This is a genomic window from Segatella bryantii (genome assembly GCF_022024215.1).
Lineage (GTDB): Bacteria > Bacteroidota > Bacteroidia > Bacteroidales > Bacteroidaceae > Prevotella > Prevotella bryantii.
The window spans coordinates 1,032,975-1,053,346 of the sequence record NZ_CP091797.1 but is presented as its reverse complement, the minus strand read 5'-3'; the positions used below and the strand labels follow the sequence as shown (position 1 = coordinate 1,053,346).

The 20,372-nt window shown below is 38.2% G+C and carries 22 protein-coding genes and 2 pseudogenes; 23 read left to right on the top strand and 1 reads right to left on the bottom strand.

Annotation, left to right across the window (positions count from 1 at the left end; genetic code table 11):
* Positions 1-18: 18 nt before the first annotated feature.
* The 23 genes and pseudogenes from L6471_RS04050 (at position 19) to L6471_RS03950 (ending at position 19,909) form a co-directional block, all read left to right on the top strand.
* Positions 19-195 (top strand): hypothetical protein, encoded by a 177-nt coding sequence (locus L6471_RS04050; RefSeq protein WP_237796920.1) that lies wholly within the window; start codon positions 19-21, stop codon positions 193-195.
* A gap of 116 nt (positions 196-311) precedes the next feature.
* On the top strand, positions 312-965 hold the full coding sequence (locus L6471_RS04045; RefSeq protein WP_237796919.1) for a hypothetical protein: 654 nt from the start codon (positions 312-314) through the stop codon (positions 963-965).
* 14 nt (positions 966-979) lie between these two features.
* Positions 980-2,053 carry a glycosyltransferase family 4 protein gene (locus L6471_RS04040; protein ID WP_237796918.1) on the top strand — a complete coding sequence of 358 codons (1,074 nt, stop codon included), beginning with the start codon at positions 980-982 and terminating at the stop codon, positions 2,051-2,053.
* A gap of 5 nt (positions 2,054-2,058) precedes the next feature.
* Positions 2,059-2,964, top strand: a complete 906-nt coding sequence (locus tag L6471_RS04035; RefSeq protein ID WP_237796917.1) for a LicD family protein — start codon at positions 2,059-2,061, stop codon at positions 2,962-2,964.
* Positions 2,965-4,308 (top strand): Gfo/Idh/MocA family oxidoreductase, encoded by a 1,344-nt coding sequence (locus L6471_RS04030; protein WP_237796916.1) that lies wholly within the window; start codon positions 2,965-2,967, stop codon positions 4,306-4,308. It abuts the gene before it with no gap.
* 11 nt (positions 4,309-4,319) lie between these two features.
* Positions 4,320-5,393 (top strand): pyridoxal-phosphate-dependent aminotransferase family protein, encoded by a 1,074-nt coding sequence (locus L6471_RS04025; protein ID WP_237796915.1) that lies wholly within the window; start codon positions 4,320-4,322, stop codon positions 5,391-5,393.
* Positions 5,394-6,116, top strand: a complete 723-nt coding sequence (locus L6471_RS04020; protein ID WP_237796914.1) for a TorF family putative porin — start codon at positions 5,394-5,396, stop codon at positions 6,114-6,116.
* Positions 6,116-7,726 (top strand): phosphotransferase, encoded by a 1,611-nt coding sequence (locus tag L6471_RS04015; protein ID WP_237796913.1) that lies wholly within the window; start codon positions 6,116-6,118, stop codon positions 7,724-7,726. Before L6471_RS04020 ends, L6471_RS04015 begins: the two co-directional genes overlap by 1 nt.
* A gap of 156 nt (positions 7,727-7,882) precedes the next feature.
* Positions 7,883-9,217, top strand: coding sequence for a BCCT family transporter (locus tag L6471_RS04010; RefSeq protein WP_237796912.1), 1,335 nt, complete (start codon positions 7,883-7,885; stop codon positions 9,215-9,217).
* 9 nt (positions 9,218-9,226) lie between these two features.
* Positions 9,227-9,895, top strand: coding sequence for a sugar phosphate nucleotidyltransferase (locus L6471_RS04005; protein ID WP_317221430.1), 669 nt, complete (start codon positions 9,227-9,229; stop codon positions 9,893-9,895).
* A 26-nt stretch (positions 9,896-9,921) separates the two neighbouring features.
* Positions 9,922-10,203: pseudogene (locus L6471_RS04000) on the top strand (D,D-heptose 1,7-bisphosphate phosphatase); the annotation flags it as partial.
* A 7-nt stretch (positions 10,204-10,210) separates the two neighbouring features.
* Positions 10,211-10,738: a hypothetical protein gene (locus L6471_RS03995; RefSeq protein WP_237796911.1), complete on the top strand. Its 528-nt coding sequence runs from the start codon at positions 10,211-10,213 to the stop codon at positions 10,736-10,738.
* Positions 10,739-10,793: 55 nt separating this feature from the next.
* Positions 10,794-11,618, top strand: coding sequence for a UbiA prenyltransferase family protein (locus tag L6471_RS03990; RefSeq protein ID WP_237797184.1), 825 nt, complete (start codon positions 10,794-10,796; stop codon positions 11,616-11,618).
* A 3-nt stretch (positions 11,619-11,621) separates the two neighbouring features.
* A complete protein-coding gene (locus L6471_RS14125; RefSeq protein ID WP_262914072.1) occupies positions 11,622-11,753 on the top strand; it encodes a hypothetical protein in 132 nt (43 codons plus the stop codon).
* A gap of 36 nt (positions 11,754-11,789) precedes the next feature.
* Positions 11,790-12,470: a hypothetical protein gene (locus L6471_RS03985; RefSeq protein WP_237796910.1), complete on the top strand. Its 681-nt coding sequence runs from the start codon at positions 11,790-11,792 to the stop codon at positions 12,468-12,470.
* Positions 12,451-12,870 (top strand): hypothetical protein, encoded by a 420-nt coding sequence (locus L6471_RS03980; RefSeq protein WP_237796909.1) that lies wholly within the window; start codon positions 12,451-12,453, stop codon positions 12,868-12,870. Before L6471_RS03985 ends, L6471_RS03980 begins: the two co-directional genes overlap by 20 nt.
* Entirely contained in the window at positions 12,867-14,156 is a 1,290-nt protein-coding gene (locus L6471_RS03975) for a hypothetical protein (RefSeq protein WP_237796908.1), read from the top strand. Before L6471_RS03980 ends, L6471_RS03975 begins: the two co-directional genes overlap by 4 nt.
* Positions 14,157-14,214: 58 nt before the next feature.
* A complete protein-coding gene (locus tag L6471_RS03970; RefSeq protein WP_237796907.1) occupies positions 14,215-14,967 on the top strand; it encodes a WecB/TagA/CpsF family glycosyltransferase in 753 nt (250 codons plus the stop codon).
* A 221-nt stretch (positions 14,968-15,188) separates the two neighbouring features.
* Positions 15,189-16,304 (top strand): GDP-mannose 4,6-dehydratase, encoded by a 1,116-nt coding sequence (gene gmd / locus L6471_RS03965; protein ID WP_237796906.1) that lies wholly within the window; start codon positions 15,189-15,191, stop codon positions 16,302-16,304.
* A gap of 95 nt (positions 16,305-16,399) precedes the next feature.
* Positions 16,400-17,608: a GDP-L-fucose synthase family protein gene (locus L6471_RS03960; RefSeq protein ID WP_237796905.1), complete on the top strand. Its 1,209-nt coding sequence runs from the start codon at positions 16,400-16,402 to the stop codon at positions 17,606-17,608.
* 9 nt (positions 17,609-17,617) lie between these two features.
* Positions 17,618-19,366 carry a phospho-sugar mutase gene (locus L6471_RS03955; protein ID WP_237796904.1) on the top strand — a complete coding sequence of 583 codons (1,749 nt, stop codon included), beginning with the start codon at positions 17,618-17,620 and terminating at the stop codon, positions 19,364-19,366.
* Between the two features lie 17 nt (positions 19,367-19,383).
* Positions 19,384-19,473, top strand: a pseudogene (locus L6471_RS14120) (sugar phosphate nucleotidyltransferase); the annotation flags it as partial.
* A gap of 181 nt (positions 19,474-19,654) precedes the next feature.
* On the top strand, positions 19,655-19,909 hold the full coding sequence (locus L6471_RS03950) for a hypothetical protein (protein ID WP_237796903.1): 255 nt from the start codon (positions 19,655-19,657) through the stop codon (positions 19,907-19,909).
* Between the two features lie 124 nt (positions 19,910-20,033).
* On the opposite strand, the gene L6471_RS03945 is transcribed toward L6471_RS03950, so the two are convergent.
* Positions 20,034-20,321 (bottom strand): hypothetical protein, encoded by a 288-nt coding sequence (locus L6471_RS03945; RefSeq protein ID WP_051214707.1) that lies wholly within the window; start codon positions 20,319-20,321, stop codon positions 20,034-20,036.
* Between the last annotated feature and the right edge of the window lie 51 nt (positions 20,322-20,372).

Sequence of the window (20,372 nt, the reverse complement as noted above, 5' to 3'; positions counted from 1 at the left end):
GCTTACCTCCATCTGTTTTTGAAATTCTTAGTTGTGTTCTTGATTATCAACAGCCATATGGATGCTTTGTATGTGAAGTATGAAATGTTAGCCACTGGTGGTGCGATAGGTGATGTTCTTTTCCTTTTTGCTTCTGGCTATACATTATTGTTGAGCAAACGCAAACTGAGTTTTGTCAATTGGTATAAGCGGTGAATCAACAGAATTTATCCATCAGTCTTTGTCTGTGTGTTGGTAGGTGCATTACTTAAGTATCTTGACTCGCTAAGTCTATTACAATTCGGGGGGGGGGAGAATTCGTAGTTGCCATTATGGTATATTACATCCTTATCTATTGGATAAAGCAATATGTATTGAAGAATGTTCCTCAGATACTTGCGTTGACAGGAATTGTCGCATTGCTGATCTATGTGTTGTGGTTTCCATATAAATATGAGACTGGTAGTAAGGGCATGTATGGCATAACAACGCAGTTTCGTTGGATACCTTATTTTGCATTTATGCTTTTCGGATCATGGATGGGATTAAAGCATAAAACTCTGATGTTCAGGCCTATTATTGACTTCTGTATGATGACATTTTGTCTTGCTGTGTTCTATGGAATTCAGCTTGCAGCCAAGAAAACCTTGATTGTTGCTCCTTATCAAATAGTCACGTTGTTGCCACTTATGGGCATCGTATTTTATTTTTACAAGTGGTGTCATGCCGAATTTTGGAGGAAACTATACACAAATAAATCGGGACATACCGTCATTATGACCATTTCTGGACTATGTTTGGAGTCTTACTTGATTCAATATAGTGTTTTCACAACAAAGATAAACGGCATATTCCCATTCAATCTGCCGATTATGGTGATTGTGGTGTTGGTAGTGGCTTTCATCTGCAAGGTCTTGTCTCGTTTATTTTCTCAAACTTTTGGGGATAAGGATTATGAATGGAAAGAAATAATCCAACTATATTAATAACAATTGAAATAATGGGAAAAATAAAAAAAGCTTTATCCGACCATGTTATTATGGTTGGAAATTACTACAAAGGAAATGCTATAGGGGGGATGGCTTCTGTAGTAAGAGCATATGAGCCATACTTTGAATCATGGCATTATCTGTCTTCTTGGAGAGATGTTAATAAGATTGGTAAGTTATGGTATGCATCAAGGGCATATTTGGCTTTTGCTATGAAAATGCTCTTTTGTCCGAAATATAAGATACTGCATGTTCATGTGGCAAGTGCTTCTTCATTTCATCGTAAGGCCCACTTTATAAAACTTGCTAAACGTATGGGGCGCAAGGTGATTTTCCATATGCATTCTGCTGTTTTTAAAGAATATTTCGAGGAATGCAACGATAAAGAATATTTGCTAAAAATTATGAATATGGCAGATGCCTTCATAGCACTCTCGCAATCGTGGAAAGAATATTATGCTAGCATCGGTGTACCAAAAGAAAAAATTGTAGTCATAAATAACCCAGTTGATTATCCTAAGGAGTTTTCCTACGAAAAAGATGCACCTGTTCGTATGTTATTCTTAGGAGAATTGTTAGAACGAAAAGGAGTATGGGATGTATTAAAGGCAATTAACGAACATCAAGATTCTCTTCGTGGAAGATTGAAATTGAAAATTGGTGGAAATAAACGCGAAAAGGATGTTGTTGATTTTATTTCAAAAAATAATCTAACAGACATCATTGAATTTGAAGGATGGGTTGCTGGCGACAAGAAATGGCAACTGCTAAATTGGGCAAATTTGGTAATTTTACCTTCTTTCAATGAAGGACTTCCTATCACACTTTTGGAGGCCATGGCATATAGCTGTGCGTTGATTTCCACTCCCGTAGGTGGTATTCCTGAAATTTTGGAAAATGGTGAGAATGGATTGATGGTAACCCCTGGTAATTCAGAGGAAATAGCTAAGGCTATCCAATATTTTGTTGATAACAGTGTTAATTGTCAGGAAATGGGTAAAAAGAGCTATCAAAAAGTTATTCCATTTTTGCCTGAGACCGTATTTAAACAACTGTCTAATCTGTATACTCAACTTTTAGAATAATAAATATGGAACTGAATGCCAAAACAATAATGAATAGACTTCAAAAAGAAACAGAACTTTTGAAGCCTATAACACTTGAGAACAGTAAAAAATTAAAAACTGTTCTTGTAGGAATGCTTTCAGACCTTCAGCAGGTTTGCATGGGCAATGATATTGACGTCATGCTGGCTTATGGTTCTGCTTTAGGGGCAGTACGACATAAGGGATTTATTCCATGGGATGATGATTTAGATGTTTATATGTCTCGAAGTGATTGGAATAAATTCAAGAGCATTTTTAAATCTTTGATGGGAGATAAATATGAATTAGAAGGTCCTAATGCTAATGAGAATGCTCCCAAACAGACTTTTGCCAAAATATATTTAAAGGGTACTGACCTGACGGATATATATGATTTGAATACTCCATATTTGCATGGCATCTATATTGATATCTTTATTTTGGATAATCTTGCAGGTCATTCTATAATAAGAAAAATTGATGCAAAGGCTTCTGAGATATTAAAGTTTATTATAAATTCTCAGACTTATTATGAGTATCCAAATCCTCTTATAGAAAAATTTATGAAGATGAAGGCATCTACTCATTTATATCTGAACTTCAGAAAGTTTTTAGGATTTATGATATCTTTCAAGAGCCATACATTTTGGTGTAATTGGTTTGATAAATTCTTCTCTAGACACAAAAAAACAAGTTCTGGGTTAACACAATTTTCTTGGAGTAGAGAAGTCTTTGATCGATCCGTTTATTATCCGTGCTCAGAAGGTGATTTTGAGGGGTTAAAAGTAAAACTTCCCGGTAATGTTCATGAATATCTAAGAAAAAGTTATGGTGATGATTATATGGAATTACCACCCATGGAAAAAAGAGAAGATCATATGATAATAAACTTAAACTTTGGAAAATATTAAATGAAAACGGTTATTACATATGGAACATACGATCTTCTTCATCAAGGTCATATAAATCTCTTACGTCGAGCTAAGGAATTGGGAGATTACCTTATTGTTGGTGTCACCAATGATAGCTTTGATAGAGATAGAGGAAAATTAAATGTTCGCAATAATGTCTTGGAGCGTGTGAAGGCTGTGAAAGCCACAGGCTATGCTGACAAAATCATCATAGAGGATTATGTAGGGCAGAAGATTGACGACATACAAAAATATGATGTTGATATTTTTGCTATAGGCTCTGATTGGGAGGGTAAGTTTGACTACTTGAATGAATTCTGTCAAGTGGTTTATCTGCCAAGAACGCGAGGCATCTCATCTACAATGCTCCGAAATGAGAGCCAAGAGATCGTTAACATCGGAATCATAGGTTGTGGTAGAATTGCCAAAAGATTTCCTACAGAGGCTTCCTTTGTAAATGGTGTGAATGTTTGCGCTGCTTATGATATAAATAAGGATGCAGTTGTAACTATGTCAAAGGATAATGAGAGTATTTGGGCTTATGCTGATCTGAATAAGTTGTACGATGCAGTAGATGCTGTCTATATAGCAACTCCACATCTTAGTCATTATGAATATATCAAGAAATCCTTGGAGGTTGGCAAGCATGTTCTTTGTGAAACACCATTAGTCTTAAGCAAGGAACAGGCACAAGAACTTTATCAGTTGGCAGAAAACAAGAATGTTATACTGATGGAAGCGAACAAGACGGCTCATTGCCCTGCATTTAATCATTTGATGGTGATGATAAAGTCTGGCTTGATAGGTGAGATAGTTGATATAGAGGCATCTTGCTCTCAACTCTTGGATAAGAAAGGTAGAGAGTTTGATGTAGCTCAAGGTGGTGGAGCTATGCATGAGGAGGGTAGCTATCCTTTGTTACCTATAGTCAAGCTCTTAGGTATCAACTATAAAGACCTGACCATATTTAGTCGAATAAATAACCATGTAGATGTATATACGCATGGTGTCATGCGCTATCCTAATGCTACTGCATCTTTTAAGGTTGGCATTGGTGTGAAAACAGAAGGTAATCTCGTGGTCTCTGGTACGAAGGGATATGCCTATGTACCAGCTCCTTGGTGGAAAACGGATTATTTTGAACTTCGATATGAAGATCAGAATGAGAATAAGAAGTATTTCTATAAATGGGATGGCTATGGACTTCGTTATGAGATACAGGAATTTATAAGTTGCATCATTAATAAGCGTTTCTCTTCAGCTAGACTTCGAAGGAAAGAAAGCGTATGCATGGCTCAGATCATGCAACAGTTTGATGAACGTAAAAACTTCTTTGAAATTTAACGTAGATAATAATGATCAATTTTACAGTAGGCCCAGTGCAGTCTAGTGATGCTGTACGAGCAATTGGTGCAGAACAAGTACCTTATTTTAGAACATCGGATTTTTCTGATGTTATGTTTGAGAACGAGAGACTCATTAAAAAGTTTGCAAAAGCTTCTGATGATTCTAAAGTCGTATTCTTGACTTCTTCTGGTTCTGGAGCGATGGAGACAGCTATCATGAATACCCTTACAACAAATGATAAGGCTTTGGTAGTGAATGGTGGTAGTTTTGGTCAGCGTTTTGTAGAATTGCTAGAACTTCATCATGTTCCTTATACAGAAATCAAGCTAGAACATGGTAAGGCTTTAAAAGCTGAGCATCTTGCTCCATATGAGGGACAAGGATATACGGCATTCTTGGTTAATAAGCATGAGACTTCAACTGGTGTTCATTATGATATGAATTTAATTAGTGATTTCTGTAAGCGTAACCAACTGTTCTTGATAGTTGATTGTATCAGTACATTCTTAGCTGATCCTTTTGATATGAAGGATTTGGGGGCTGATATTATGATTACTGGTAGCCAGAAAGCTTTAGCGTGTCCTCCTGGTATTTCTGTAATGGTTCTTTCCCCAAACGCAATTAGTCGAGTTAATAACACCAAGTGTGTATGTCAATACTTTGACCTGCAGATTGCATTGAAGAATATGGAGCGTGGTCAGACTCCTTGGACCCCAGCTGTTGGTATTCTTCGTCAGATTAATGCTCGTTTGAAAGAGATAGATGCAAATGGTGGCGTAGAGGGAGAAATTGCTAGAATCGGTGCTTTGGCAACTTACTTCCGAGATAAAATAAAGGGATTGCCTTTTGAAATTGTCTCTGAATCACTTTCGAATGCAGTTACTCCGCTTCATCCAACAACAGCTTCTGCATACGATATCTTCTTGAAGATTAAGGATGAGTATGGTATGTGGGTTTGCCCAAATGGTGGTGACATGAAAGACACCATCTTCCGTGTTGGACATATTGGAGCACTGACGACTGCTGATTATGATAAGCTAATTGCAGCATTTAGGGAATTGAAAACTAAAAAGTTCATTTAAATGATTTTCAACAGAGTTAAACTGTTGATGCTATTGTTGATAACAGCGATGGCTGCAAATGCGGAGGAGAGCTTGAAGGAGTCTCCTTTCTCTGCAAGTTTAGAATTGTCCACAAAATATATGTGGCGTGGTATTGAATACGGAACAGCCCCTACGGTATTTCCGATGATAGGCTATAATACTCATGGATTCAATGCATTTGCTATGGGCGGTTATGCCATTGATGGTAGTCATCAGGAAGTTGATTTAGGTGTATCTTATACTGCCAGTGAGTTTACTGTTGGTGTGTCAGATTACTATTATCCTTCTTCCGTTGGTGAAAAAGACCATTATTTCAAGTTGAGCAATCGCGAGACAGGACATTGGGTTGAGGCATACGCCACATGGGCAGGAACAAAGGTTCCTTTGTGTGTAACGGTATCTACCTATATTTTTGGAGCGGACAAGAATACTGATGGAAAGCAGATGTATTCTTCGTATGCTGAGGTTGGTTACACCCACTCCTTTACGGAAGACAATAATATCGCTTTATGTGTAGGAGCCAATTTGAACAAGGGCTTTTATACAAACAATCAAAGTGGATTCAATGTTGTTAATATCAATGCCAAGTATAGTACGGCATTCAAGTTTGGTAACTTCAAGCTACCAGTCAGTGCCAGTTATGTACTGAATCCTTACAATAATAAATCATACTTTACGATGTCACTTTATTTCGGACTTTAATGAAAACAGCGGTTATCTTATCGGCTAGGAAGGATAAGGATACAGAAATACCTTATCCTTTGAAACCTTATTACGAGAATTCTTGTTTGATAGATAGAACCATCGAGGCTTTGACAGCTCTCAACTATGACAATATTCTCTTAATAGTGGGATGGCAAGTTCAGCTATATCAGCGATACGCATCAGATACAGTACGTCTGGTATTGAATCCAGACTTTAAGTTTACTTCTTCAATGGGGTCGCTTGCTATGGCAGCACCTTATATCAAGGATGATTTCCTGTTGGTAGAGGGCGATACATTCTATGAATATAAGGTACTGAAAGAACTTTCTGAGACAAAAAACGAAAATTGCTTTGCCATTACAGAAGAGTCTGGTAGTGGAGACGAGGCCTTTGTCGAAACTCGCAGTGGATATATCACCAAGATAAGCAAGGACAGTCACCAAATATGTAATTTCGAGGGTGAGTTATTGGGTATTGTTAAGATTTCCAAGCACTCTTTTGACAGAATGATGAACAAGTGGAAAAACAGCAATAATCCTTATCTCAACTATGAGTACTTGCTGTTTGATTCTACTGATGTTTTGGACAGACCTTATATCAAGTTTACCAATTTGATATGGGGCGATGTTGATTGTGAAGAAGATTTCAATAAGCTTCGCAACTATATCTATCCTAAACTTCGCAGAAAGGAAAATCCGTTTGATTACGAAAACTTGATTTCATACCTAAAGGTTATTTTCCCTAATGAACAGATTGAGAATGAGGTGAAGATAAGCCAGATTGGAGGTATGTCGAATAAGAACTTTAAGGTTACTAAAGGTATAAATGAATATGTACTTCGTGTACCAGGCATTGGTGCAGAAGGTATGGTGGTGCGTAGCAATGAGGAACAAAACTCCTTGCAAGCTTGCAAGATGGGTATCAATCCTCCAATCAGATACTTCAATTCTGAGACGGGTATCAAACTAGCAGACTTTGTAAAGAACGCAGAGACATTGAATAGGGCGACCATTCAGCGACCATCAAACATGAAGAAAATAGCCAAAATCTTCAGAACCTTACATCATTCTCATGTTCGCTTTGGTAATGAGTTTAATGTATTCAAGGAAATATTGAACTATGAGCATTTGCTGGTTAAAGCAGACGGTAAAATGTATGAAGGCTATGAACCCATAAGAAAAAAGGTCTTTCAACTAGAAGATTACCTGAATCAATTGGGGGTATCAGTAAAGCCTTGTCATAATGATCTCGTAGCCGAGAATTTCTTGAAGGCTGAGGATGGAACTATCTATCTGATAGACTGGGAATATTCTGGGATGAACGATCCTATGTGGGATATTGCAGCCCTATTCTTGGAAAGTAATTTTACTGATGAAAGCAAGGATTATTTTCTAAGCCATTATTTCGATGGCAATGAACCTGAGAATGCTAGAAAGAAAATATTGGTATATCAGATATTGATGGATTATCTGTGGGCAGTATGGACTTGTATCAAGGAAGCACAGGGTGATGATTTCGGTACTTATGGTATGGATAGATATACGCGAGCAATAGAAAACTTAAAGAAAATAGATTTTTTGGATGGAAAGAGAGAATTTGAAAGGTAGAATTGATTGGATTACAACATTGATTCCTTTTGTCATAGTATTGGCTATGATGTTGGTATTTATGTTGATTCCTTCTCAGTCGAAATTATTTGTTGATACCCTGCGTGGTTTCTTTGGTGATACTATTGGTATCAATTATGTCATCCTAGGATTAGGATGTGTGTTGTTATCATTATATTTGGTTTTAAGGACAAATATGGTCAGATTAAGTTGGGTAACATCGATAAGCCTGTTTATAGCAACTTTGCTTGGGGTACGATGATATTCACTTCAACCATGGCTGCTGATATCTTGTTTTATTCATTGATAGAGTGGGCTTTGTATGGTGCAGAACCTCATGTGGCAGAACTCGGTGAGATGCAGCTTTGGGCACCGACCTTCCCGTTGTTCCATTGGGGACCATTAGCGTGGGGATTCTATGTGGTACTTGCTATCTGCTTTGCTTTTATGATGCATGTTCGTAAACGAGAGAGACAACGTTTCTCAGAGGCGATGCGTCCTTTGATTGGTGCCAGAGTGGATGGTCCTTGGGGCAAGGTAATAGATATAGTTGCAGTTTTCGCAATGGTTTGTGCAACGGCAACAACATTCTCTTTGGCAACCCCTCTTTTGGCTTCAGCCTTGGCATCTGTGTTTGGCATTTCAACCAGCGTTACGCTTTCCATAGGTATCCTGCTTTTGATATGTGCAGTCTATACCATTACAGTATTGTTGGGTATGAATGGTATTTCCAAATTGGCATCGTTCTGTTCATATATGTTTTTTGCCATCTTGTTTTATTTCTTGTTCTTGGGCGGAGAAACAAGATATATTATAGAAACAGGATTCCAATCTTTAGGCAACATGGTTCAGAACTTCGTAGGTCTCTCTACTTATATGGATCCCTTGCGTGAAAATAGTTTCCCACAGACATGGACTATTTACTACTGGGCATATTGGTTGGTTTGGTGTATTGCAACTCCATTTTTTATAGCTCTTATCAGTAAGGGAAGAACTATCAAGAACCTTGTCTTTGGTACATTTGGTTGGGGATTGGCTGGAACTTACATGTCATTTATCATTTTAGGAAACTATGGATTGGCTCAACAGCTGAAGCATGGACTTGATGTTACAGGCTATATATCAAATGGAGGTGAGATGTATCAAGCTATTTTGAAGATATTCGGTACATTACCTTTACCAGAGGTAGCATTGATACTATTGGTTATCACGATGATTGCTTTCTACAGTACTACATTGGATGGTATTACGTATGTGGCATCTTCTTATAGCTATAATAAAATCTCTGCTGATAAAGAGCCAAGCAGAAAAATTAGAGCGGTATGGAGTATTATGCTCATCTTGTTCCCTATCGGATTGCTATTTGCCGAGAATACGCTTTACAGTTTGCAGTCTGTGACAATCATTGCTGCATTCCCAGTGGGTATTCTTTTGATACTGATAGTTTGGAGTTTCTTTAAAGATGTGAAGAATTATTTGAACGGGAAATAATATTTAGATATGAACGCTATAATATTGGCAGCAGGCATGGGAACACGCCTGCGCCCTTTGACAAATGACCGACCAAAGTGTTTGGTCGAGGTAAATGGTATCCCTATGGTGGAACGTCAGATACAATTCTTGAAAGAGAAAGGTATAGATGATATTACTCTGATTTCAGGATATAAGGCTGATGCCTTGGATTTCTTGAAAGAAAAGTATGGAGTGGATATAGTTTTCAACGACAGATACGATTCTTGTAACAACATCAATTCCTTGTATATCGTTAGAGATAGATTTCATGATACATACGTCATGGAAGGCGATGTATATATGGATAAGAATGTCCTATTGTCGGAACTTGCGCAATCCATCTATTTTGCCAAGAAGAAAAAATACGAGAATGAATGGGGATTGGAGGTAGATAGCAACAACAAACTTATAAAGATAAACATCGGTGCAGGTGAAGGCTTTCTGATGAGTGGAATCTCGTATTGGAAGGCTGATGACTGCAAGAAAATCATCAAGCACATGGAAGAAGTGTATGCCAATAAGGATTACACCAATCTCTATTGGGATAATATGGTGTTGGATATTTATCCTGAATTAGATATACATGTGAAGGAAATAAAGGATATCTATGAGATAGATACACCGGAGGAATTAAAAGAAGTGGAGAGTATATTATGAGTAAAATAGAGTATTACAGATAAGCTATGGGCACCCCGGAACGATTCCATCAAGTAGAAGCTGATTATAAATCAGGTACGGTACAGGCCAAGAACTTGCACAATAAGCAGCGTGCAATCTTCCTTGACCGTGATGGGACCATCAACACATATGTTGGCTTCCTACGCGACATCAATGATTTTGAGCTCATAGAAGGCACAGCAGAGGCTATCAAGAAAATTAATGAGAGTGGTTATCTTGCTATCGTGGTTACCAATCACCCTGTTATTGCCCGCGGAGAAGTATCCTGGGATGAACTTTACGAAATCCGATCATATGAATGGTACTGTAAATGATGAAGTCTTTAAAAAAGGGGATATTGGATATATTGAAAAAAACACCAATGTTTACCAAAAAGATTCTATTTGGCAATCACATGCAATACAATGGATAGCTCAGCATCCTGTTAAATATGTATCCTATGTACCAATTAAGATGGCTCGACTTTGGTGGGGAGATAATTATATGGATTTACCTTTAAATAATTTAGCAACCTCAAATACATCATTATATTCAAAATTGGAGCTATGTAAACGAGCTTTTAGAATAGTAGGCTTTTCTCTTTTCTATTATATAACATTCTTCTTAATGTTAATTGGTTTATGGAAACTTCGAAAAAAATTATGGGGATATTGGGGAGTATTTATTCTGCCTATTATTTTAGCTTGTGGAATGCATTGTATTTTATATGGAGGAATGAGATACCATTATTCTTATGTGCCAATTATGATTCTATATGCAACTATAGGGCTAATGTCATTTAAAGACAAAAAACTTTTATTTTTGACTAAAAAGGAGTTCTGAAATGAAAAACTTAATATAGCTTCTTCGTCCTCAACAATGGGTAAAGAATACATTTATCTTTTTGCCTTTGTTTTTTCATGGGGACTTGACAAATGTTCAGATGTTGATAAATGCAGTTATAGCATTTTTCTGTTATAGCTTTGCGGCTAGTAGTATATATTGCTTTAATGATATATATGATGTAGCCGCTGATAGAAAGCATCCTAAGAAATGTAAACGTCCTATAGCTTCTGGGGCTGTTAGTATTCCTCAAGCTTATGGATTAATGGCATTGATGCTATTTCTTTCTTTAAATCTTGCGTTTTGGACTCTTGGAAATTCCAGTATGCAGGTGATTGGTGTTATTTGCTTCTATTATCTGATGAATATAGCCTATTGTGTAAAGCTTAAGCAAATAGCCTTAGTAGATGTTTTTATCATTGCAATTGGTTTTGTCCTTCGTGTTATTTTAGGAGGTATTGTCAATGATATCATTCTTTCTCATTGGATAGTATTGATGACTTTCTTACTTGCCTTATTCTTGGCTTTTGCCAAAAGAAGAGATGATGTTGTGCTGTATCAAGAAACGGGGATACTGCCTAGGAAGAATGTTAATCGCTATAATCTTGATTTCATGAATCAGGCATTGACCATCGTTTCAGCTGTTACCTTGGTGGCTTATGTAATGTATACGGTATCTGATGAGGTGACGGATAGATTTGGTTCACAGTATATTTATCTGACTACAGTCTTTGTATTAACTGGCATTCTAAGATATTTGCAGATAACAATCGTTGATGTGAAGAGTGGAAGCCCTACAAAGGTGCTGATGAAAGATAGATTTGTACAGCTCTGTATTGTTGGCTGGATAGCCGCATTCCTGATAGTAATCTATTTATAGGCTATGGAACGAAATGTTTGTGATGTTGTCGATAGCATGCTATGTGGTCTATCCATTGGAAAAGTGGGTGATGAGGAAGATAAGAATGTGAAGACTGTATGTACCGATGGTACTGCATGTAATGTAGGAGAGTAAGGCGTTTTATCTTTTTGTATTGAAATAATCATGTATATGAATGATTTAATTTCAAATCCTTGGATTGTTGGAATAGGTGGAGGTGTTATAAGTTCACTTATTGTGTTCTTTATAACTAAGTTCTTTTTGAGTAAAAAGGAGAATAAGGAATATGAGCAAAAAGTTAGATTGGCAACTAATGAGGTGGTTTATGCTGTTCGCCCGATAGTAATAGATAAGGCGATTCCTGCTAATGATATTTTAGCTGCATTGCGAAGTGCTATAGCAGTAAAATATGGTGTAAAGGTTTCTGACGTCATTGGAATAAAGCAGTTGGTATGTATTCTTGTTCTTGAAATCTTGAGCAATTCGTTTTTGAACTCAAGCCAGAAGAATGAATATTGCAATCTTTTGATGACTATGAAAGATGAGCCGAAACAGACTCCATCTAATGATGTCCATAAGAGGAAGAGTGAACGAAATCTTTATATAAGTATGATGCTGTCTCTTTTAAGCTTTATCGCGGTACTGGAAATTGTTCTTGCTTCGAAAGAGAAGAATGTAGAAAATGTAGAAGTTTATAAGCAAGGCTTTTTCTTAATAATTTCTGCGTTGATGTTTATCTTGGGATTTACTACATTTACTTTATATATATTGAAAGAACGTCTTAAAAATCGAAAGATAGAACTGGATAAATTGAAGCTTAAATTGGATGAATATGAAACTGGGGCCAAATAAAGTGGGGCATTATTATCAGCCTGCTCCTTATCATAGCTATAAAGCTAAGAAGCTAAATGACAAGACTCGTTGGATAGCAAATGCTAAATTTGAATATGATATTTTTAATTTGGCAGATGAACACGATGAAAGGGTATTGAGAGATGAACCACTTATTAGGAATTTAAGATGGGTTAATGACGACAATAAAGGTCTTTATGCTATTAAAGAAAATGGATGCATATTGGGAAAATCAGGGGAACGGTTAGCATTTTTCCCTCAGCCACGAAATGAAGATGAATCTTGGCATGGTTATCCTACTGATAGTACGAATTTGGGAGACAAATTAATTAATCATTGGTTTAGTATTGGTGTTATAGATATATCTGTATGTCGTAAATTATTAAAGCATAAACTATGAATCCGATTATTCATTTTTCTATAAAGGTTAACGCATTGGATTGCTATCTGTATGGTGGTTATCTGTTTATTGTACTGAATGATGGTAGGGTGGTCAATGTGTCTTATCGCCAGATTATAAATTGTCTGAAAGCGCAGTATCCAAAATATGCAAATTTGATAGAGCTTGTTTTCCTTCATAATGAATATTCTAAAAGCGAAGCTGCGAGAATCCTATTTGGAATAGAAGAGATAAAAGAGTCTTTTAGGCAAGTGTGGCAAAAGGCTTCGGAAGAAATCGATTTTGAACTCAATTTTTCTGATATAGAGGAAAATTGCAACACGATAGATGAATGTCAATCAATGCCTTTGGATTTGCGTGCTTATGGTGGAAGACTATTTCTTGGATGTCAGAATGGGCTGTTCGAGTCAAAACTGAATATGGATGGTAGCTATCAAATTAATCCTTCTCTTTTTTCCAAATGTTTTGATGGTAAAGTTATTGGGTTGAATGCCAGAAATAGTACTGTTGTCGTTTCGGCTGATTGGGATGGCTTGTTAAAAGGAGAGGTCTTAGATTTCGATACTAATTTTAGAATTGATGAAGGAAAGTCATATGCAAAACGTTCTTTGCGTACAGGATGGATGACATCTGATGTAGTAAATTATAATAATGCTAGCAATTTTGATTACATATATAATGAATGTGTAGATAGAGTGAAAAATGATAATAAAAACTTCTATACTACAACAAAGATAAGGGAGAAAAAAGTAATCAGCCAATTCGCAAAGGCTGTGTACGGGATGGAAGATTTATTCTCAAGGACAAAAATTGATAAATCAGACATAATGTATAGTTTTAATAGCTCGGATAAAAGTTTCTTCGTGATGAATGATGGAAGTATAGTAAATGCTAAAATTAAAGAAGGAAAGATTGATGAGCCTTTCTATATCTCGCAAAGGGTTAAGCCGTTTGGAGAACAGAAAAAATTTGCTGGTAAGCCTCTTTCGAGTTGTTTCGTTTGTAAAGGCTGTGTCTTAGAATATTTTGATGGGGTTGTGTTGATTCAAAATCATGAGATGATTAATTTGTGCGATAGACCTGTCAATAGTGTACGCTCTTATTTAAATTCGAATAACTATCGTGATATAGTCTCTATAGTTGATGATGATTCGATATCTTTAAACGCGATCTTCAATATTGATGATATAAAAAGTCAGCCTGCATTTCCAAAAACAACTGTTAGGCATGACAACTTTTCGAAGGGAGTTGTATATGGTGATCAAAATGAAGAATTGCCTTTCTGATTTGTGTAGTGATTGATAATCAAACAAAGATTTTGTATGATGATATTTTGAAAAAACAATGGAAACTGTAAAAGTATTAAATATAGATATTCAGAACATTACTCGTTTGGAACTCTTGGAAAACCTGAAGGAGGGTGTTCTTGTTACTCCTAATCTTGATCATTTGATTAAGCTTCAGAAGGACAAGGAGTTTTATGACGTATATCAGAAGTCGGAATGGGTGGTATGTGACAGTAAGATCCTCTACCTGTTCGGCAAGTTGTTGAAGACCCCAATCAAGGAAGCGATTCCGGGTTCCAGCTTCTTTACTTCTTATTATATGTATCATAAGGATGATGCTGACTGCAAAATTTTCCTGCTTGGTGCTAAGGAGGGTATTGCTGCCAAGGCTATGGAACGTATCAATGAGAAGGTGGGGCGCCAGATGGTGGTTGGTGCTCATTCTCCTTCCTTTGGCTTCGAGAATCATGAGGATGAATGTGAGGAGCTGGTTCGCATCGTGAACAAGAGTGGTGCAAATGTTCTGCTCGTTGGTGTGGGTGCGCCTAAGCAGGAGAAGTGGATTATGAAGTATCGTGATAAGATGCCTGGAGTAAAGGTATTCATGGCTCTGGGTGCTACCATTGACTTCGAAGCTGGAACATTGAAACGTGCGCCTAAGATTTGGCAGAAAATCGGCATGGAATGGTTGTATCGTTGCATGAAGGAGCCAAAGCGCCTCTTCAAGCGATATTTCGTGGATGATATGCAGTTCTTCTGGTATTTCGGGAAACAACTGTTAGGTGTTTACAAAGATCCATTCGCCAAATAACAATGGCAACTTCGGAAAGTATGACGAGCGCTTGCTCAGCGGTACCTCCCGATCGAAGCTGGGAGCGAACCTCCAACGGCTGGTGCGTGATGCCCGCATGGTGGTCTATTACCCGAGTGAATGCCTGTGGGAGCCGTGGTTTCGGTTTTATCACGCTATTTGGCGATGGAAATATAATATAGTTAAATTAGTACATAAATAAGATATATAATTAATATATTATGACTAACAAAAGAAAAGTTGCCCTAATCACGGGTATTACAGGTCAGGATGGTTCTTACCTGTCAGAGTTATTATTAGAGAAAGGTTACGATGTACACGGTATTATCCGTCGTTCATCAGTTGATTACCGTGAACGTATCGCACATCTTGAAGGTCATCCACATTTTCACCTTCATTTTGGTGACTTGGGGGATTCTATGTCATTGGTGAAGATTGTAGATATGGTTCGCCCTACAGAAATCTATAACTTGGCGGCACAGAGCCACGTACAGGTTTCTTTTGATAGCCCAGAATTTACAGCAGATGTTGACGCAACAGGTGTACTCCGTGTCCTCGAGGCTGTTCGTGCCAATCATCTGGAGCAGACATGCCGTATCTATCAGGCTTCTACTTCAGAGCTTTATGGTAAGGTGGAGGAGGTTCCACAGAATGAGAATACACCTTTCCACCCATACAGTCCTTATGCTGTAGCGAAGTTGTATGGTTTCTGGATTGTGAAGGAGTATCGTGAGGCATACAATATGTTCTGCTGTTCAGGTATTCTCTTTAATCACGAGTCAGAGCGCCGTGGCGAGACTTTCGTAACTCGTAAGATTACGTTGGCTGCTGCTCGTATTGCTCAAGGCTTGCAGGATAAGCTTTACTTAGGTAACCTTGATTCTCTCCGCGATTGGGGATATGCCAAGGATTATGTAGAGTGCATGTGGTTGATACTTCAGAATGACAAACCTGAAGATTTCGTTATTGCTACAGGTGTGCAGCATACTGTTCGTGAATTTGCTCAGGCTGCATTCCAGGCTGCAGGTATTACCTTAAAGTGGGAAGGCAAGAACGAAAATGAAAAGGGTATCTGCGCCGAAGGTCCAGAAGAATTGAAGGGTAAGGTACTCGTTGAGGTATCTAAAGACTTCTATCGTCCAACTGATGTTGTTAACTTGTGGGGTGATCCTACAAAGGCCAAAGCAAAACTTGGTTGGAATCCTAATACTACATCTTTTGAAGAATTGGTTAAAATAATGGTTGACCATGATATGGCTAAAGTTGCTTCAGAAGGTGCAGCTGCAAAGGTACGTATGAACCTTGCTGAATACCTTGAAAAAGGTATCGTTAAGTAAGACCCACCTCGTTCCTCCCTGCAGGGAGGATGTACAATCCTGCTATATTCCTGTCAACACTATTATTACAGGGATATGGTTGATATTTAAAGATTATGAGTTTAGATAAGAATTCTAAAATATTTGTAGCGGGACACCACGGACTTGTGGGCTCCGCTATTTGGAATAACCTCAAGGCTAGAGGTTATAACAATTTGATTGGTAAATCTCATAAAGAATTGGATTTGACTAATCAGGCTGCTGTTACTAAATTCTTTGATGAAGAAAGACCTGATGCGGTAGTTTTGGCTGCAGCCTTTGTAGGTGGTATTATGGCGAATTCGCTCTATCGCGCTGACTTCATCATGCAGAATATGAAGATGCAGTGCAATGTTATCGAACAGGCGTATCTTCATGGCGTAAAGAAGTTGCTTTTCCTCGGTAGTACCTGTATCTATCCGAAGAATGCTCCACAGCCAATGAAAGAAGATTGTCTGCTTACTTCTCCATTGGAATATACGAATGAGGAATATGCGATTGCCAAGATAGCCGGACTGAAGATGTGCGAAAGCTATAATCTGCAGTACGGTACCAATTATATCGCTGTGATGCCAACCAACCTTTATGGTCCGAATGATAACTTCCATCTCGAGAACAGTCATGTATTGCCTGCGATGATGCGTAAGATTTATCTCGCTAAGTTGATTCACGATGATAATTGGGATGCTATCCAGAAAGATATGAACAAGCGCCCTATTAATCCTCCTTCTAAACTTGCTGAGGCTATCGGCGAGAAAAATGTGGATGGCAACGAACCTAAGGAGCGTATCCTTCAGGCTTTGGCTTTCTATGGTATCGAGAATAATAAGGTAACCCTTTGGGGCGACGGTAGTCCATTGCGTGAGTTCCTTTGGTCAGAAGATATGGCCGATGCCTCCGTTCATGTACTCTTGAATGTCGATTTCAAGGATATTATTGGCATCGAGAAATACTCATCCGTGCACTATGGTGTGAAGACCGATGGAGCTGTAGACCGCAACAATTCAGAAGGTCGTGGTGGAGCTATCCCATCGCTTGGTGAGATTCGTAACTGTCATATCAATGTAGGTACAGGCAAAGAATTGCATATCAAAGAATTGGCAGAATTAGTCGTTAAGACCGTAGGCTTTGAAGGCGAACTCTGCTGGGATGCTACCAAACCAAATGGAACCCCACGTAAACTCATTGATGTGAGCAAACTTCATTCACTCGGATGGACTCACAAAGTCGAAATCGAAGACGGAGTAGAGAAATTATACCAATGGTATAGAAGTACAATCGACTAAAATATATTTATGAATACTAACGAACAATTAATAGCTCAGTGTGAAGCTAGTGCAAAAGCATGGTTGGCTCCTGCGTTTGACGATAAGACTCGTCAAGAAGTTCAGGCTATGCTGGATAATGAAGATAAATCAGAATTGATAGATGCCTTCTACCGTAATCTCGAATTCGGTACAGGTGGTCTTCGTGGTATTATGGGTGCTGGTACCAACCGTATGAATATATATGTTGTTGGTATGGCTACTCAGGGGTTTGCTAATTATATTAACAAGGCATTTCCTAATCGCAATGATCTCGCTGTTGTTGTAGGTCACGATTGCCGTAACAATGGTCGACAATTCGCAGAGACGGTTGCTAATATCTTCTCTGCTAATGGTATCAAGGTTTATCTTTTTGAGAGCCTTCGTCCTACTCCTGAGATTTCTTTTGCCATTCGTCAGTTGCATTGTGTAGCTGGTGTGAATGTCACAGCATCTCATAATCCTAAAGAATATAATGGTTATAAAGCTTATTGGAGTGATGGTGCACAGGTATTGGCTCCACATGACAAGGGTATTATCGAAGAAGTTAATAAGGTTAATATCTCAGAAGTCAAGTTTGAAGGCAACAAGGACTTAATAGAAATCATAGGTGGTGAAATGGACTGGGATTATCTTCAGGCTGTCAAAGAGGCTATGGTAGACCAGGAAGTGATCAATCGCCATAAGGATCTCAATATCGTTTATACCCCGCTTCATGGTACTGGTCGTGTGATTATTCCAGAGGCTCTTCGTTCATGGGGCTTCCAGAATATCCATGTCGTACCAGAACAGATGGTGATAGATGGTAACTTCCCTACTGTCGTTTCGCCTAATCCGGAGAACTCAGAGGCTATGACACTCGGTATGAAATTGGGTACCAAGTTGAATGCTGACCTCGTTATTGCTTCTGATCCAGATGCCGACCGATTGGCTATCGTTTGTCGTAATGCCAAGGACGAATGGGAAATCTTGAATGGTAACCAGACCAGTATGATGTTCTTTTGGTATATCATTTCTAACAAAAAGAAACTCAATCAGCTGAAGGGTAATGAATTCTTGGTAAAAACTATTGTTACCACTGAAGTTATCAAGAAGATTGCTGATAAGAATGAGATTGAACTTCGTGACTGCTACACCGGTTTCAAATGGATTGCCCGTGAAATTGCTCTCAGCGAAGGTGTCAAAAAGTACATCGGCGGTGGTGAAGAAAGTTTCGGTTTCTTACCATTCGACAAAGTTCGTGATAAGGACTCTCCTGCTTCTATTTGCTTAATCTGTGAAATTGCAGCTTGGGCTAAGGATAATGGCATGACTCTTTACGATCTGTTGATGAACATATATGCTGAGTATGGTTTCTCACGTGAAGTATTGGTCAATGTGGTTCGACCTGGTAAGAGCGGTGCTGATGAAATCAAGCAGATGATGACAGATTTCCGTGCTAACCCTCCTAAGGAACTGGCAGGTAGTCCTGTTGTATTAAGCAAGGACTTCTTGAGTTTGGAAGCTACTCATGCAGATGGAACTGTTGAAAAACTAGAAATGCCAGAAACCAGTAATGTACTCCAGTGGTTCTGTGAAGACGGTACTAAGGTTAGTGTTCGTCCTTCAGGTACTGAACCAAAGATTAAGTTCTATCTTGAAATTAAGGATAGTAGCTTTACAGGTGCTGCTGATTACGAACGCTGTATGAAGGTAGCTGGCGAACGTATTGAGGCAATTAAGAAAACATTGAATCTTTAAATCGAAGATATATAGATATGAATCATATCGTAATTATGGCAGGTGGTATCGGAAGTCGTTTCTGGCCCCTGTCTACTCCTGAATTTCCAAAACAGTTTATTGAAATGAGACAAGATGTAAGTTAGTTCTTGTAACGAGGCCATCAGAACCAGGTTGTCGATTTCTTGATCTGTTACCCCGATGTGATGCAGAAGATATTCGTATCTCGGATAATATGCTTGAAATACAGTGGGCTCCATATATTGATTAATGAAGATTAGAAAATGCTTTAGCAGGTTATAATAAATCATGGTAGTAGGTAAGATGACTACGAAAATATGTATAAAGGAAGATAAGGTAGATACTTCTATACTTACCATTATCAATCCTCTCGCTGAACATCGCTTGGTGTTTGGTTACAAGGTGTGTGCAGGATATGCACGCACCTTTTGTGCATTTTTAGCAGTCTCACATACCGAAAAAGCCCCAAGGAATTTAATCCTTGAGGCACATCCTAGTTTAAAGTGGCAATTATTTTTTGCCTGTGCTGGTATTGGGCGTTGACCTGTAGTGGGTTCTCACCTTTGTACCATCTTCTTTGGTATGCTCGTGAACATACACTTTCTTCTTTCCTTCTTCTGTCTGGGCCATCTTAAACACCTCCTTTCTGCTTTTAAATTGTTAGTTACTAGAGATTACTTGGTATTGGTACCAAAGTCTCTTCAACATAAAACTCATCTGTTCGGTTGTTGCAGCCACGACAAAGAGGTACAATGTACCAGTTGTTGTCATAGCTATTTACCTTTTGCACATGAGCACCGACAAGGTTGCTTCTGCCAAGTAAATGACAGTCTGTTGCTGAACATCTCTTTGCGGTCTTGCCGCTCTTGTCTTCCCAGTAGTCCAGCCAGGAATCATATCCTACAGGATTCGCAAAACGGCTGGAACCGTTTACATTTTTTACTCTTGTAATCATCTCTTAAAAATTTAATGAACATCCTTTATTGAATGTTCACCTATATACCAA

What these genes read in the sequence shown, in the direction of transcription:
- L6471_RS04045 (WP_237796919.1), top strand. Translation starts at nt 312, where the DNA reads ATGGTATATTACATCCTTATCTATTGGATAAAGCAATATGTATTGAAG.
- L6471_RS04040 (WP_237796918.1), top strand. Translation starts at nt 980, where the DNA reads ATGGGAAAAATAAAAAAAGCTTTATCCGACCATGTTATTATGGTTGGA.
- L6471_RS04035 (WP_237796917.1), top strand. Translation starts at nt 2,059, where the DNA reads ATGGAACTGAATGCCAAAACAATAATGAATAGACTTCAAAAAGAAACA.
- L6471_RS04030 (WP_237796916.1), top strand. Translation starts at nt 2,965, where the DNA reads ATGAAAACGGTTATTACATATGGAACATACGATCTTCTTCATCAAGGT.
- L6471_RS04025 (WP_237796915.1), top strand. Translation starts at nt 4,320, where the DNA reads ATGATCAATTTTACAGTAGGCCCAGTGCAGTCTAGTGATGCTGTACGA.
- L6471_RS04020 (WP_237796914.1), top strand. Translation starts at nt 5,394, where the DNA reads ATGATTTTCAACAGAGTTAAACTGTTGATGCTATTGTTGATAACAGCG.
- L6471_RS04015 (WP_237796913.1), top strand. Translation starts at nt 6,116, where the DNA reads ATGAAAACAGCGGTTATCTTATCGGCTAGGAAGGATAAGGATACAGAA.
- L6471_RS04010 (WP_237796912.1), top strand. Translation starts at nt 7,883, where the DNA reads ATGTGTGTTGTTATCATTATATTTGGTTTTAAGGACAAATATGGTCAG.
- L6471_RS04005 (WP_317221430.1), top strand. Translation starts at nt 9,227, where the DNA reads ATGAACGCTATAATATTGGCAGCAGGCATGGGAACACGCCTGCGCCCT.
- L6471_RS03995 (WP_237796911.1), top strand. Translation starts at nt 10,211, where the DNA reads ATGAATGGTACTGTAAATGATGAAGTCTTTAAAAAAGGGGATATTGGA.
- L6471_RS14125 (WP_262914072.1), top strand. Translation starts at nt 11,622, where the DNA reads ATGGAACGAAATGTTTGTGATGTTGTCGATAGCATGCTATGTGGTCTA.
- L6471_RS03985 (WP_237796910.1), top strand. Translation starts at nt 11,790, where the DNA reads ATGAATGATTTAATTTCAAATCCTTGGATTGTTGGAATAGGTGGAGGT.
- L6471_RS03980 (WP_237796909.1), top strand. Translation starts at nt 12,451, where the DNA reads ATGAAACTGGGGCCAAATAAAGTGGGGCATTATTATCAGCCTGCTCCT.
- L6471_RS03975 (WP_237796908.1), top strand. Translation starts at nt 12,867, where the DNA reads ATGAATCCGATTATTCATTTTTCTATAAAGGTTAACGCATTGGATTGC.
- L6471_RS03970 (WP_237796907.1), top strand. Translation starts at nt 14,215, where the DNA reads ATGGAAACTGTAAAAGTATTAAATATAGATATTCAGAACATTACTCGT.
- gmd (WP_237796906.1), top strand. Translation starts at nt 15,189, where the DNA reads ATGACTAACAAAAGAAAAGTTGCCCTAATCACGGGTATTACAGGTCAG.
- L6471_RS03960 (WP_237796905.1), top strand. Translation starts at nt 16,400, where the DNA reads ATGAGTTTAGATAAGAATTCTAAAATATTTGTAGCGGGACACCACGGA.
- L6471_RS03955 (WP_237796904.1), top strand. Translation starts at nt 17,618, where the DNA reads ATGAATACTAACGAACAATTAATAGCTCAGTGTGAAGCTAGTGCAAAA.
- L6471_RS03950 (WP_237796903.1), top strand. Translation starts at nt 19,655, where the DNA reads ATGGTAGTAGGTAAGATGACTACGAAAATATGTATAAAGGAAGATAAG.
- L6471_RS03945 (WP_051214707.1), bottom strand. Translation starts at nt 20,321, where the DNA reads ATGATTACAAGAGTAAAAAATGTAAACGGTTCCAGCCGTTTTGCGAAT.